Origin of the sequence: Flavobacterium sp. ALJ2 (assembly GCF_015594725.1) — a bacterium.
Classification (GTDB): domain Bacteria; phylum Bacteroidota; class Bacteroidia; order Flavobacteriales; family Flavobacteriaceae; genus Flavobacterium.
Window position 1 is genome coordinate 170,420 of the sequence record NZ_JADNRC010000008.1, and the last position, 13,896, is coordinate 184,315.

The window sequence follows — 13,896 nt, forward strand, 5'->3', positions numbered from 1 at the left end:
AAGAAGACCGCTAAAAGCGCTAACGATATAGTTGGCGCTTTTATATTAAATTAGATTGAAAAAATAACTATTTTTGCTACAAACTGAAATATTATAACAATGAAAAAAATTAGTATTCTAATGGCTATAACCGCTACAACAGTTGCGTTTGGACAAAGTAAAAAATCAAATTCTATACAATATCCTGAGACCAAAAAGGGAGAAACTATTGATACCTATTTTGATGCTAAAGTAAGTGATCCATATCGTTGGTTGGAAGATGATAAATCTGCTGAAACTGCTGCTTGGGTAAAAGCAGAAAATAAAGTTACCTATGCGTATTTAGACCAAATTCCTTTTCGTGATGAGTTAAAAAAACGAATGGAAAAGTTATGGAACTATGAAAAAATTGGAGCTCCTTCTGTAAAAGGAAAAGCAACATATTATTCTAAAAATAACGGATTGCAAAACCAATCTGTAGTGTATAGAAAAGGTGAAAATGGAAAAGATGAGGTTTTTCTAGATCCAAATACATTCTCAAAAGACGGAACAACATCGTTAGGAGGATTAGATTTTACTAAAGATGGTTCACTTGCAGCTTATTCTATTTCTGAGGGAGGGAGCGATTGGAGAAAAGTAATCATCATTGATGCACAAACTCGTAAAGTATTAGAAGATACATTGGTAGATGTAAAGTTTAGTGGTATTTCTTGGAAAGGGAAAGAAGGATTCTACTATTCAAGTTATGATAAACCAAAAGGAAGCGAATTGTCTGCAAAAACAGATCAGCACAAATTGTATTTCCACAAGTTAGGAACTCCTCAAAAAGATGATAAAGTTGTTTTTGGACAAGACCAAAAAAGAAGATATGTTGGAGGTTCAGTAACCGATGATATGAAATATTTGGTTATTACAGCAGCAAACTCTACTTACGGAAATGAGTTATACATTAAAGATTTAACTAAAGAAAATAGTCCGATAGTTACTGTAGTTGATAATTTTAATAGCGACAACAATGTTATCGAAAACGAAGGAACAAAATTGTTTATCGAAACTGACTTAAATGCCCCAAACAAGCGTATTGTAACAGTTGATGTAAGCAATCCAAAACCAGAAAATTGGAAAAATTTCATCGCCGAAACAGAGAATGTACTTTCGCCATCAACAGGAGGGGGATATTTCTTTGCAAATTATATGAAAGATGCTGTTTCTGCAGTAAAACAATATGATTATACAGGAAAATTAGTTCGCGAAATAAAATTGCCAGCGTTAGGAACAGCAGGTGGATTTAGCGGAGAAAAAGCAGATAAAGTAGTTTATTACTCATTTACAAATTACACAACTCCAGGAACTATTTACTCATTTGATGTTAAGTCTGGAAAATCAGAAATTTATCAGCAACCAAAAGTTGATTTCAAAAGTGCCGATTACGAATCCAAACAAGTATTCTATACTTCTAAAGACGGAACAAAAGTACCAATGATGATTACTTATAAAAAAGGATTAAAATTAGATGGTAAAAACCCAACTATTTTATATGGTTACGGAGGATTTAATGTAAGCTTAACGCCATCATTTAGTATTGCAAATGCAGTTTGGATGGAAAATGGAGGAGTTTATGCAGTTCCAAATCTTCGTGGAGGAGGAGAATATGGTAAAAAATGGCATGATGCAGGAACAAAAATGCAAAAACAAAATGTGTTTGATGATTTCATCGCAGCAGCCGAATATCTTATCGCTCAAAAATATACATCTTCAGATTTCTTAGCGATTCGTGGAGGTTCAAACGGAGGATTATTAGTAGGAGCAACAATGACACAACGTCCAGAATTAATGAAAGTGGCGTTGCCAGCAGTAGGAGTTATGGATATGTTACGTTACCATACATTTACAGCAGGAGCAGGTTGGGCATACGATTACGGAACAGCACAGGATAGCAAAGAAATGTTTGAATACATCAAAGGATATTCACCAGTTCACAATGTAAAAAAAGGAGTTCATTACCCAGCAACTATGGTAACTACAGGAGATCATGATGATAGAGTAGTACCAGCACATAGTTTTAAATTTGCAGCCGAATTACAGGAAAAACAAACAGGAGACAATCCAGTTTTAATCCGTATCGATGTAAAAGCAGGGCATGGAGCAGGAAAATCAGTAGCAGCTACAATTCAAGAAAATGTCGATATTCAGGCATTTACATTATTCAATATGGGATTTAAAGCATTACCTAAAAAGTAAGACTTAAGAATTAAATAGTTAAAAACAGGCTTCTCTAATTTGAGGAGCCTGTTTTTTTTGTGAGATTAAATTTAACCGCAAAGTTTTAAAATCCGTGCTAATTGGCGAATTCGTAGTTTGTTTTTTATTGTTTCACGCAAATTCTGCAGATCTGATTAGTTGAAAATCTGTGTGTATCTGCTCAAATATTTTTATCCCGATAACTATCGGGAGCAGTGAAAAAAATAATTAGCGAATTCATGGTAAACTTTTTATTTAGTTTAAGCTAAATTTGAACTACCAAAAAAAACAGAAACATGGAAATTGTAAGATGGGGAATTATAGGCTGTGGTAATGTAACCGAAGTAAAAAGCGGACCAGCGTTTCAAAAAGCAAAAAACTCAGCTCTGGTAGCTGTAATGCGCAGAGATGCTGCCTTGGCAGAAGATTATGCTAAACGCCATAATGTACCCAAATGGTATTCGAATGCTATTGATTTAATAAATGATCCAGATGTAGATGCTGTTTATATTGCAACGCCACCATCATCACATAAAGAATATACGCTTTTATGCGCCAAAGCGGAAAAACCAGTTTATGTCGAAAAACCAATGGCACTAAATTTTGAAGAATGCAACGAAATGATAAGTGCTTGCAAGGCTAATAATGTACCATTATTTGTAGCTTATTATCGCAGATGTTTGCCACGTTTCCTAAAGATAAAGGAATTAATCGATAACGGAATCATCGGAGCGCCGAGACATGTAAACTGTGTTTTGTATCATTCTTTTGAAGCAAGATACGACGACGAAATTAATTTGCCTTGGACAGTTTTACCGCATATTTCTGGAGGTGGAATATTTGTTGATTTAGCATGTCACACACTAGATTTTCTAGATTTTGTTTTTGGACCAATTAAGTCGGTTCGAGGTCATGCAACTTCACAACTTAAGGCATATCCAGCCGAAGACAGTGTTTCGATGTCGTTTCTGTTTGAAAACGGAATTCACGGCACAGGACTGTGGAATTTTGGCAGTCATAAACGACATGATATTGTCGAGATTGTAGGCGATAAAGGTAAAATTTCCTTTTCAACCTTTGGTAACGATCCTATACAACTTGAAGATAAAGACGGAAAAATAGAAAGCTTCCCGATAGAGAATCCATTGCATATCCAACAGCCACTTATAGAAACAGTAGTGCAGGAAATTCTTGGCAATTCAGGTTGCCCGTCTAACGGAATTTCTGCAGCGAGAACCACTTGGGTTATCGATGCAGTTTTAAAAGAATTCAGACAAGCACATCTCGTTAAATAATAAAGCTTTGGTGATTCATAAAAATATCATTCAATACATAGAAAGATAGATCTTGTAATCTCAAAAAAGATATTTCACCTTTTTAAAATGCGCAGAGCCTAGCTATGTGAAAGAAATGTATTTCTTTTTTTAAATCTTTTTTATGCAAAAAATCTATGTTTCTATGCGTTAAAATTAATTAAACTCAGCGAGTAACAACAATATCACCTTTGTAGCACTTATGTGCTGTAAAGGCGTTTTTCTGTAAGGGAACGTAGTTATTTCTGCTGTTTTAGATTATCTTTAATACTCCTTTAAAAATCTACGCTTAAATGAAACATTTTCTTCAGTCGGCTCATTTTAAAAAGTATGCTAAACGCATTGCTTTTTTTCTTTTAGGGCTTATTGGTTTGGTATTAATTGCCTCGGGAGCATTGGCATTTTATTTTAATAATAACAAAGCCGAAATTGTCTCTAAAATAAATAATAAGATAAACGATAATATTAGCGGGACGATTCATATAGGAGACATTCAGTATAAGTTTCTTACGGGCTTTCCTAATCTTACATTAGCATTAAAAGATGTTAGCCTAAAAGATAGTTTGTGGGCAGAACACAAAAGAACATTTCTGGTGGCAAAAGAAATAGAAGTGCGATTAAATATTATGAGTTTACTATCGGATAAAATAGACTTTCATAAAATAGAAATAAATGATGCGACACTCGATTTATACAACGGTCCAAACGGAATAACAAATACAGATATCTTCAGAAAAAAAACAAAAAAAGAAGAAAAAGCCAATACTAAAACAACATTGATTGACGAAATAAGCATGACCAATGTGCATTTTATTTCCGAAAACAAACCCCGAAATAAACTATTCGATTTTGAAGTAATGGCATTAAAAGCCAAAATTAATTACGATGGGGATAATTGGAACACTAATCTGTTTGTAGATACAAATGTAAAAAGTATGGCGTTCAATACTGAAAAAGGAAGCTTTGCCAAAGACAAACGAATTAGAGGAATTATTGCAGCTGCATACAAGTCAGATCAAAACAAAATCACGGCCAACGTTAATGGACTCAAAATAGGAAGAGACAAATTTGATGTTAAATCCAGTTTTGAAGTAGGTAATAAACCCAGTGCTAATTTCTTGATTGAAATAAAAACAAAGATTCTCTGGAAGGATGCAATCCATTTATTAGCAAATAATATTAGTTCAAAACTAAAATTTTATGATTTAAAAAAGCCAATAGATGTAACGTGTATTCTCGATGGAGATTTCAATTCCGAAGGCGATCCTAAGATTAATGTAACAGTCACAGTAAAGAATAATGAATTACATATTCCCGATGGATCTATCTCAGATTGTAGTTTTAATGGGAAGTTTACAAATATATTCAAAGAAGAGTTGGGGTGCGAAGATGCTAATTCGGCTGTGATAATAAAAGATTTTAAAGGAGCCTATAACAAAATGGCTTTTGTAATTCCGGATGCGATGATTCATAATTTCGACAAGCCAGTTGCAACGGGAATCTTAAATGCCGATTTTGAAGTTCAAAAACTCAACAGTATAATAAACGCCGATTTAATGCATTTTTCTAACGGTCAAGCTAAAGTCGATTTTAAATTTCAGTGTGATATTGTCGATTTGTACTTCAGAAAGCCAAAATTTATAGGAAGCGTTCGGGTTACAAATGCCAGTTTAAAATATGTTCCTAAAGGACTTAACTTTGAGAAAACAAACATTCAGTTAGACTTTACGGAACAAGCGCTTTTAATTAAAAAATTCGCATTCAAAGACCGACACAATACGGTTTATGTAGAAGGAAGAGTCGATAATTTTTTGAATCTCTATTATAATGCTCCCGAAAAAATGTTAATCGATTGGGATATTTATAGTTCAAGTATCGATGTAAAACAATTTATAGGAGTTATTGCCGCAACGCAAAAAAAGAAACAGGTTGCAAAAAAAACAGCCAATGGAGAGCGTTTTTCAGATCAGCTTCATACCGTTATAAATAAATGTCAGGTAGTATTGCAACTTAATTTAGATAAGTTAGTCTATGGAAAATTAACCGCTTCAAATGCCAAAGCAACTATTAAATTAACGAATTCCAATGTAACAGTACATGATGGATTTCTGAAAACATCGGGAGGAACAGTAGCTTTTTCGGGAGTATTGAGTCCTAAAGGGAATAAGTACAACCTTCAATCTAATGCACAGGTTACTAATGTGGATATTACCAGTTTCCTAACATCATTTAATAACTTCGATATTAAGTCATTTGATGCAAAAGATATAAAAGGAAAACTAACAACCAAAGCAAATATTGGTGGTGTGATGGATGCTCAAGGCAATTTAGTGGCTAAATCGGCAACCGGAAATGTTAGTTTTAAAGTCAATAACGGCGCTTTGGTAAACTTTGAGCCAATTGTAAAAATCGGGAAGTTTGCTTTTCCGTTTCGCGATGTAAAGAATATCACATTCAGCGATTTGTCAGGAAACCTTGTTTTAAGAGGACATGATATCGATGTTTTGGATTTAAGAGTAAGTTCGAGTGTTCTGAATTTTGATGTCACAGGAGTTTATTCTATCGGTAACAATACCAATCTGGCAATGACAGTTCCGCTCCGTAATTCTAAAAACGATGCCAAACTAGCCACCAAAGCCGAACGCGATGCCATTCGTAACAGAGGAATCGTTTTGCATTTATTAGCAGTCGATGACGGAGGGAAAATCAAAATTAAATGGGGGAAGAAGGATGATAAGAATAAATGATTTGTTGTTTATTCAAATTAAATGTTAGAAATTGCAATGTTTTTATTTAATAAAAACAAATAAAATTATTTTAATTAGTCCTTACTGGATTACTAGAATGCTCTTGAAGTTAATATCAATATTAGAAATTATTTAATTGTAAAATCAGTTTTATAATGGTTCTAGAGCTTGTTTAATTATGAAGAAAAAACCTATTTTAAAAGCAGTTGATTTTTTTTGTTCTGGTGGCGGTATGAGTCATGGAATGCAGAAAGCGGGTGTTGAAATTCTTGCGGGTATCGACTATGATAATAGTTGTCGAGAAACTTATGAAACTAATATCAAAGGTGCAGAATTTATCCATGCGGATGTTTTTGAATATAAAGAAATTGAACTCGAACAAAAACTAAACCTTGAAAAAAACGATGACAATCTAATTTTGATTGGATGCAGTCCTTGCCAATATTGGAGTATAATAAATAGTGATAAGGGTAAATCCAGTAAATCAAAAAACCTTCTTGTTGAATTTAAGAGATTTGTTGAATATTTTAATCCTGGTTACGTTGTTGTAGAAAATGTCCCTGGGGTGTTAAGGAAAAAAGAAGAAAGTGGACTTGAAGGTTTTATAGAATGGCTTAAAGAAAATAATTATAATGTACATTTTGATGTGCATAATGTTAGTGATTATGGTGTTCCACAAAGTAGAAAACGATTTACTTTAATTGCTAATAGGGTAAGCGATATTGAATTGGAGCCACTAAAAATTACAGGAAAAAAATTAAATGTTAGTGATATAATAGGAGAGCATAATGGTTTTCCTAAAGTAAATGCTGGTCATAGAGATTCGACAGATTTTATGCATACAGTTGCAGGTCTTAAAAAAATTAACCTAGACAGATTAAAAGTGACACCTATAAATGGAGGTTCAAGAACTGTTTATGCAGATAATGAAGATCTTGCTCCGCCTTGTCATAAAAACGACTACACTAACTTTAAAGATTCTTACGGTAGGATGAGTTGGGATAAGCTATCACCTACTATTACTACTAAATTTTTCAGTATATCAAATGGAAGATTTGCACATCCTGAAGAAGACAGAGCAATTTCTATACGCGAAGGAGCAACTTTACAATCTTTCCCAAAAGATTATGTTTTTAAAACTACAAGTGTAGCAAATACAGCTAGAATGATAGGAAATGCAGTTCCTCCTAAGTATGCAACTGCAATAGCAACTGCAATAATAAAAAATCATCTAGATGCAATTTAGAACTAAAGCAAGAGCAGTCGATTTATTAGGTAAAGGACAAATTGCCGATTTACCAACAGCTATAACTGAGTTATGGAAAAATGGCTATGATGCTTATGCTGATAATCTTACTGCTGAAATTTATTTACCAGGTTATAAAGACTTAACTACTCCGTTGTTTGTAATGACAGATGATGGAAAAGGAATGTCTAGGAATGATATTTTTGAAAAGTGGTTGGTGCTTGGTACTGATTCTAAAAGTAGAGCTACTTTAGAAGAAAAAGAAAGTGAAGAAACACTTTGGAAAAAGCCAAGGATTAAGGCTGGAGAAAAAGGGATTGGTCGTCTTTCTGTTGCTTTTTTAGGAAATCCAATGTTGATGTTGACTAAAAAACAAGGTCATGCTTTGCAAGCTTTATTTTTTGATTGGAGACTATTAGAGAATTACAATCTTTTTCTCGATGATGTAGATATTCCGGTTGAAAGCATAGATTCAATTAGTGAATTTTCTTTTAAGTTTGAAAAACTTAAAACTGATTTTCTTAAAAACTTCGAGAAAGAAAATGATTTAGATGGTAATTTAATATGGGAATCATCACAATCTAAACTAAAATCTGAAATTAAAAAATCAGTAAACGAAAGTTTTTTACCTGAATTTTTAGAAAAAAAACTTCTCAAAGAAATTATCCATATAGAAAAAAATAATGGTACAAAATTTATCATTTTTGAACCAATAGATCAAATAATAGAGCTTACAAATTCTGACGAAGACAAAACTGAGGATAGGATGTTTGTTTTATCTAGTTTGTCAGGTTTTACAAATGTATTTAAAGACGAAAAAGCACCTGTAAAAACAGTCATTCCGATCTATAAAGAAGAAAATCAAGATTATGATTTTCTTACATCACAAGGAAATTTCTTTGAAATAAAAGATTATGAACTTGCTGATATTATAATAGATGGTAGCTTTGATGGTAATGGTAATTTTAATGGTAAAATTAAAGTTTATGATGAATATATAATTCATAATTATACAAACCCTAGAAAAAAGGACGTTCGAAATTTTTATGGTAACGTTCCAATTAAATTAGGATATAGCCAAGGAGAAGAGGCTTCTTCAAAACTTGGAAGTGAAAGTTTTGATAGAATTAAGAGTAAGGTCAAAAATTATGGTGGGCTTTATATTTATAGGGATGATTTTAGAGTATTACCATATGGAAGGCCTAATGTAGATTTTTTAAGGTTTGAAGAAAGAAGATCAAAAAGAGCAAGTACTGGTTTTTTCTCATATAGAAGAATGTTTGGTTATTTGGGTTTGTCTAGAAATGAAAATCCTAACTTAAAAGACAAGTCAAGCCGGGAAGGATTAATTAATAATGCTTCTTACAGGGCATTTGAAGCGGATTTAATTGCTTTTTTTGTTTATTTAGCAACTGAATATTTTGGAGACAAAGCAAAACAATCTATTTTTCTTGATAAAAAAGCAGAATTAAATGCTCAATCTGAAGCTTTGAAAGCAGATAATAAAAGAGAAATAGCTGAGAAAGTTCAATTTTCAAAAAATTTAAATTCATATAATGAACGGTTTGAGAAGTATCAAAACGATTATCAAAATTTGTTAAATCAATTAGATGAAAAAACGAATCAATCGGATGTTTTATATTCTGATATAGAAGATATTTTAGATAAATTAAATTCTTTAGATATAGAATACAAAACTCTTTTGCCAAGAATACCTAAACGGTATAAGCCTACAGATACACAGTTGGATAGGCTTGATAAGTTTGAAAATAAGTTAATTAAATTTAATGATACTATTAAGAAAGATAGTTCCAATTTAATGGTTAGGGTTCAAGAAAAATTAGAGGTTAAAGAATTAAAAATGGAGTTTGTGAAGAATTTTCAAAAATTCAATGGGACTCTTGATAGATTAATCTCTGATAATAGAGAAATTCTTAAAGACAAATTTGATGCCTTATTAAAAGATTATTCAGCTAGATCTAAAAGAATTAAAGAAGAGTTAAATTCAGATAAAGAGCAAATTGTCAACTTAATTAATTCTAAAGAAAGTGTTATAATTCAATCTGAGAGATTATCTAATAAATTTGAGTTTCTGAGGGAACAAGTAAATAAAGAATTACTTCCATTAATTGAACATTTAAATAAATTGAGTTTTGATTTAGATGAAGAGCTAGTTCAAGGTGCATACAAAGCAGAATATGATACAATGAAATACCAGTGGGAGCAAACAAGAGAAACAGCTCAATTAGGTGTGGCTGTTGAGATTATTGACCATGAGTTTAATCAGTTGTATGCTAAAATTAATCATTCAATTGATAAGTTAAGTAATGATAATTTATTTACTGATGTTCAGCAATTTCAGTTTTTAAAACAAAATTTCAAGCAATTAGAAGATAAATATGATTTGTTGTCTCCCTTGTATAGAATATCTGGAGTTATTTCGAAAGATGTAAAGTGTAACACTATTTTTGAGTATTTAAAAAAATTCTTTGATTCTAAAATCACTAATAATGACATCAATTTTGAACAAACACTAGCTTTTAAAAATCATATTATTAATATAAAAGAACCAGTTGTTCATACTGTGTTTATTAATATTATTAATAACGCTTTGTATTGGATGAAAAATTCAAATACAAAACATATAAAATTTGATTATAATTCTGAAACAGAAGAGATCCTAATTGTAAATTCTGGTCAAAAAATTGAAGAGCATCGATTAGAAAAAATATTCCAATTGTTTTATTCTAATAGACCAAATGGAAGAGGAATTGGATTGTATCTTTCAAAGCAAAGTTTGAGTGAGTCTTATTTTGATATTTATGCAACAAACGATAAAAACTATAGCACTTTAAACGGTGCATGTTTTGTTATTAAGCCTTTAAAATAAATTTATGAGTTACGAAAGAAGAGCAAAATTAATTTTACAAGATGCAATTAAATCTGCGATTTATATTGATGAAAAAGCAAGGCCATTTTATCAAGTTGAATCTGCAAATCCAGAAATTGAAGAAGTTTTATCTGAAAAATTGTATAATAATTTTAAAAAAAATGGCATTTCTCTAGATGTTTTTAAATATTCGAAAGGAGATGAAATAGATGTAGCTAAACTTAAATTTATTACTGAAAACAGAGATTTTGTAATATTAGATTGGAAATTAGATGGGAAACATGGGGAAGAAGAATCATTAAAAATTCTTAGTGAAATTGTTAATACCAATCATATTCACTTTAGTACTATTTATACTTCAGAAGAAAGTTTAGATGATGTTCTTTTAAATATTTTGTCTTATTTCTCAGGGAAAAATAAAGATTACTATGAGGGGATAAGAGAATTGTTAGAATTAGAAAGATTTGCTCCAGAATTAACAGCATTATTAGATCAAATTAATGTTAAAAGAAGCAATAATGAGTTAGTTAGAAGTTTAAGGAAAGAGATTTACACTAAAGACCGATCTGTTCCAAATAAACTTAAAGAAATAACTGGTTCGGAAGACATAACCTGCGCAATGATAAAGACTTCTATAGCTTTATCGAGTAAGGTTAAATCTGATGTTGATCTACAATGTCCTACTTATGTAGATTACGATAAAAAAATTATTGTAATTAATAATACAATAATAACTATTTTGAATAAATCGGATAATGATGCAGAGGCTTTATTAGAAAATTTTAAAAATCATATTATTGACGATATTGATAGTTTTAATCACCTTTTAGGAATTGAATTATATAATCACTTGTTTAGATCTAGCGCTATTACAAATGATTTAGCAATATCATTCCCAAAGGATGCTTTAATCCATCATCGTAAAAAATTAAAAGCTGATGATACTGAATATTTCTTTAAATCTTTTATGGATGAGGTTTTGATGGAAAAAATATCAATGTCAATAAGAAATAGAGAATCATTATTGCTTGATGATATTCTTTTAGATGAGTTTGAAGATAGACTTGATCCTGAATATTCTGATCTTATTTCATTGCATAAAATGAATGTTTTTTATAATTCATATTATTTTAATAAAGAAGATCAAATATTAAATTTTGGTGATGTATTGTTGGTTGAACCTAATGAAAATCATAAAGAGAGTCCCAAATATCTAATTTGTTTAACGGCTTTGTGTGATTGTTTGAGACCTCAAGATAAAATCAAGAGTAATTTTTATTTTGCTGAGGGTAGTAATATTAAAAATACAGATGCTCTTGATTTAGGCGATACTGCTTTTGTTAGTTTTTTATCAAATAATATTACAATAAAATGGACAGAAATTACTTTAGATGATTTAAAAAAATCTTATGCTCCTTTGTATATAAAACCATTGCAATATAAAGTATTTGAAGGGGAAAATAAATTTGATGAAAATAATAGAATCAAAGTACACTATTTGGATAAAACGGGGGAAATAAAAACTGAAAAGCTTACATATATAGGAACCATTCGCCCGAATTATGCTCAAAGAATTGCAAATCACGCTTTTTCTTATCCTATCAGAGTTGGAGTTGATTTTGTGACAAAGTAAAAAATATAAAAAAAGAAAACTTGGATGAAAAGAAGAATTAATATTGGTATTTAATATTTATTTTGAAAAAAGGTATAGTAAAATAATAATACTGTTTTTAAATGCTAATATTATTACTGTATAAAAAATAATCCGTTAATAACAAAAAAGCCACTATTCACAGTGGCTTCTTTAATTATTCAACTTCCAAATGGGGATTTAAGGTTTCGGCTAATTCGTTGAGCCAATAAAAATCATCTTCTAACCAATACTTATTAATCGGATTGCGATTGTCATCGTTGCGAATAACGGTTAAGGCTAGAAAGTGGTTTATTCGCCTGATGCATTTAGCCATTTCAAGAGGATTAATTTCTGTGGTAAGAAAGTTAATTAGTCTTGTTTCTGTTTCTTTAGTAAGGGTTTTTGTACTCATAATCTGAAAGTTTAAGGAAATATAAAACCCGCATAGGTTAGCTGTCCTACGCCTTTCAGAGCGTTACGGTTGTTTCCAATACCGCCAGCATACCACACGGGCAAAAGTTTTGTCAAGTTCATAATCTGAAAGTTTTAGGACTGCAAACATATAAAAATTCCCGCTAATTACCTTGGTATTTAACTTGTCTGTTAGTGAAGGTTTTGTAATATGATTTCTTCTTAGGAGGAAAGGCAAATGGAGTAAAAAAAATCGTAATTTATTTTCATAATGTTTTATTAACTCTTTCGGTTTATCGTTCAAAATTTGATAGCTTTGAGAAACAAACATTAAACATATAGTAAGATGAAAATTCAAATCAACACCGACAAAAACATAGAAGGACACGAAAGATTAGAAGCTTATTTCTCTGGCGAATTAAATAAATCGTTGGCACGTTTTGAAGATAAGGTTACACGCATCGAAGTGCATTTTGGAGACGAAAACGGAGAGAAATTTAGTCTGAACGACAAAAAATGTGTGATTGAAGTTCGTCCTGTAAAATTACAGCCTATTACGGTTACTGATCATGCCGATACACTTGAAAAAGCTTTTCAAGGTGCTTTGGGTAAAATCAAAAAATCACTTACTACAACTTTCGAAAAAATGAAGGAGTATTAATTTACATACCTATATAATTGTAAAATGGCATTATCTAAAATTAAGATAATGCCATTTTTTATTTTAATAAAGCAATCATTTCTTTCCAATGCAATATTTTGACTCTCTCATTGGCCCCATCAGCACTATTAACCATTGCTTGGGCTATATCACTAGCTTCAATGCCTTTGTAGCTGCTTAATTTTCCCATGAATAACGGATTGATGATTTTAAATAGTGTCTTTAAAACTTTTTCAAGAGGTCGATTTTCTTTTCTATTTCCTAAAATCATCGAAGGGCGAAAGATATACGTATGTTCAAAATTTAGGTTGATAATATCTTCTTCGGCTTCTCCTTTTGTCTTAGTGTAAAATACAGATGAATTTGGATTTGCTCCAACCGCAGAAACCAAAAATACAGCTTTTGCTCCATTCTCCTTAGCCAATTTTGCAGCTAATACAGGATAGTCATGATCAATTTGGTAATATATTTTTTGATCAGGCGTTTTCTTTTGTGTGGTTCCAAGAGCGATATAAATTTCGTCTACTGGACTGTTTTTTACTAAGTTGTCTAAAGAATGAAAATCACCAATAAGAGTTTTTAGTTTAGGATGCTGAATGTTTAAGTCTTTTCGGATAACGATAATGATTTGTTCGTAACTAGGATTGTTTAGCAAATATTCAAGAATATAAGATCCAACGAGTCCGCTTGCTCCATAAATAATTGCTTTTTTCATAAGATAATTTGTTTCCTCGAAGTTAGAAAAAATATCAGACTAATACGTTGCGTGTAGCTA

The 13,896-nt window shown here is 31.3% G+C and carries 9 protein-coding genes; 7 read left to right on the forward strand and 2 right to left on the reverse strand.

Annotated elements, in window-relative coordinates; genetic code table 11:
* Positions 1–99: 99 nt before the first annotated feature.
* The 6 genes from IUY40_RS11335 to IUY40_RS11360 all read left to right on the forward strand — a co-directional run bounded on the left by IUY40_RS11335 (position 100) and on the right by IUY40_RS11360 (position 12,049).
* Positions 100–2,220, forward strand: a complete 2,121-nt coding sequence (locus IUY40_RS11335; RefSeq protein ID WP_195736980.1) for a prolyl oligopeptidase family serine peptidase — start codon at positions 100–102, stop codon at positions 2,218–2,220.
* Between the two features lie 296 nt (positions 2,221–2,516).
* Entirely contained in the window at positions 2,517–3,515 is a 999-nt protein-coding gene (locus IUY40_RS11340; RefSeq protein ID WP_195736981.1) for a Gfo/Idh/MocA family oxidoreductase, read from the forward strand.
* Positions 3,516–3,826: 311 nt separating this feature from the next.
* Positions 3,827–6,280 (forward strand): AsmA-like C-terminal region-containing protein, encoded by a 2,454-nt coding sequence (locus IUY40_RS11345; RefSeq protein ID WP_195736982.1) that lies wholly within the window; start codon positions 3,827–3,829, stop codon positions 6,278–6,280.
* A gap of 178 nt (positions 6,281–6,458) precedes the next feature.
* The gene (locus IUY40_RS11350) at positions 6,459–7,526 is read left to right on the forward strand and encodes a DNA cytosine methyltransferase (protein WP_195736983.1); all 1,068 of its coding nucleotides are present in this window, start codon (positions 6,459–6,461) and stop codon (positions 7,524–7,526) included.
* A complete protein-coding gene (locus tag IUY40_RS11355) occupies positions 7,516–10,416 on the forward strand; it encodes an ATP-binding protein (protein WP_195736984.1) in 2,901 nt (966 codons plus the stop codon). The genes IUY40_RS11350 and IUY40_RS11355 overlap by 11 nt, the downstream gene beginning before the upstream one ends.
* 4 nt (positions 10,417–10,420) lie before the next feature.
* Positions 10,421–12,049, forward strand: a complete 1,629-nt coding sequence (locus tag IUY40_RS11360) for a response regulator receiver domain (protein ID WP_195736985.1) — start codon at positions 10,421–10,423, stop codon at positions 12,047–12,049.
* A gap of 175 nt (positions 12,050–12,224) precedes the next feature.
* Here the strand turns inward: IUY40_RS11360 and IUY40_RS11365 are convergent, their stop codons facing one another.
* Entirely contained in the window at positions 12,225–12,461 is a 237-nt protein-coding gene (locus tag IUY40_RS11365; protein ID WP_195736986.1) for a hypothetical protein, read from the reverse strand.
* 345 nt (positions 12,462–12,806) lie between these two features.
* Here IUY40_RS11365 and IUY40_RS11370 point away from each other — a divergent pair, with 345 nt between their 5' ends.
* Entirely contained in the window at positions 12,807–13,121 is a 315-nt protein-coding gene (locus IUY40_RS11370; protein WP_129540076.1) for an HPF/RaiA family ribosome-associated protein, read from the forward strand.
* A 58-nt stretch (positions 13,122–13,179) separates the two neighbouring features.
* Here IUY40_RS11370 and IUY40_RS11375 read toward each other — a convergent pair whose 3' ends face one another.
* Positions 13,180–13,836, reverse strand: coding sequence for an oxidoreductase (locus tag IUY40_RS11375; RefSeq protein ID WP_195736987.1), 657 nt, complete (start codon positions 13,834–13,836; stop codon positions 13,180–13,182).
* Between the last annotated feature and the right edge of the window lie 60 nt (positions 13,837–13,896).

Coding starts and splice junctions, on each gene's coding strand:
- IUY40_RS11335 (WP_195736980.1), top strand. CDS start 100: ATGAAAAAAATTAGTATTCTAATGGCTATAACCGCTACAACAGTTGCG.
- IUY40_RS11345 (WP_195736982.1), top strand. CDS start 3,827: ATGAAACATTTTCTTCAGTCGGCTCATTTTAAAAAGTATGCTAAACGC.
- IUY40_RS11375 (WP_195736987.1), bottom strand. CDS start 13,836: ATGAAAAAAGCAATTATTTATGGAGCAAGCGGACTCGTTGGATCTTAT.
- IUY40_RS11360 (WP_195736985.1), top strand. CDS start 10,421: ATGAGTTACGAAAGAAGAGCAAAATTAATTTTACAAGATGCAATTAAA.
- IUY40_RS11365 (WP_195736986.1), bottom strand. CDS start 12,461: ATGAGTACAAAAACCCTTACTAAAGAAACAGAAACAAGACTAATTAAC.
- IUY40_RS11340 (WP_195736981.1), top strand. CDS start 2,517: ATGGAAATTGTAAGATGGGGAATTATAGGCTGTGGTAATGTAACCGAA.
- IUY40_RS11350 (WP_195736983.1), top strand. CDS start 6,459: ATGAAGAAAAAACCTATTTTAAAAGCAGTTGATTTTTTTTGTTCTGGT.
- IUY40_RS11370 (WP_129540076.1), top strand. CDS start 12,807: ATGAAAATTCAAATCAACACCGACAAAAACATAGAAGGACACGAAAGA.
- IUY40_RS11355 (WP_195736984.1), top strand. CDS start 7,516: ATGCAATTTAGAACTAAAGCAAGAGCAGTCGATTTATTAGGTAAAGGA.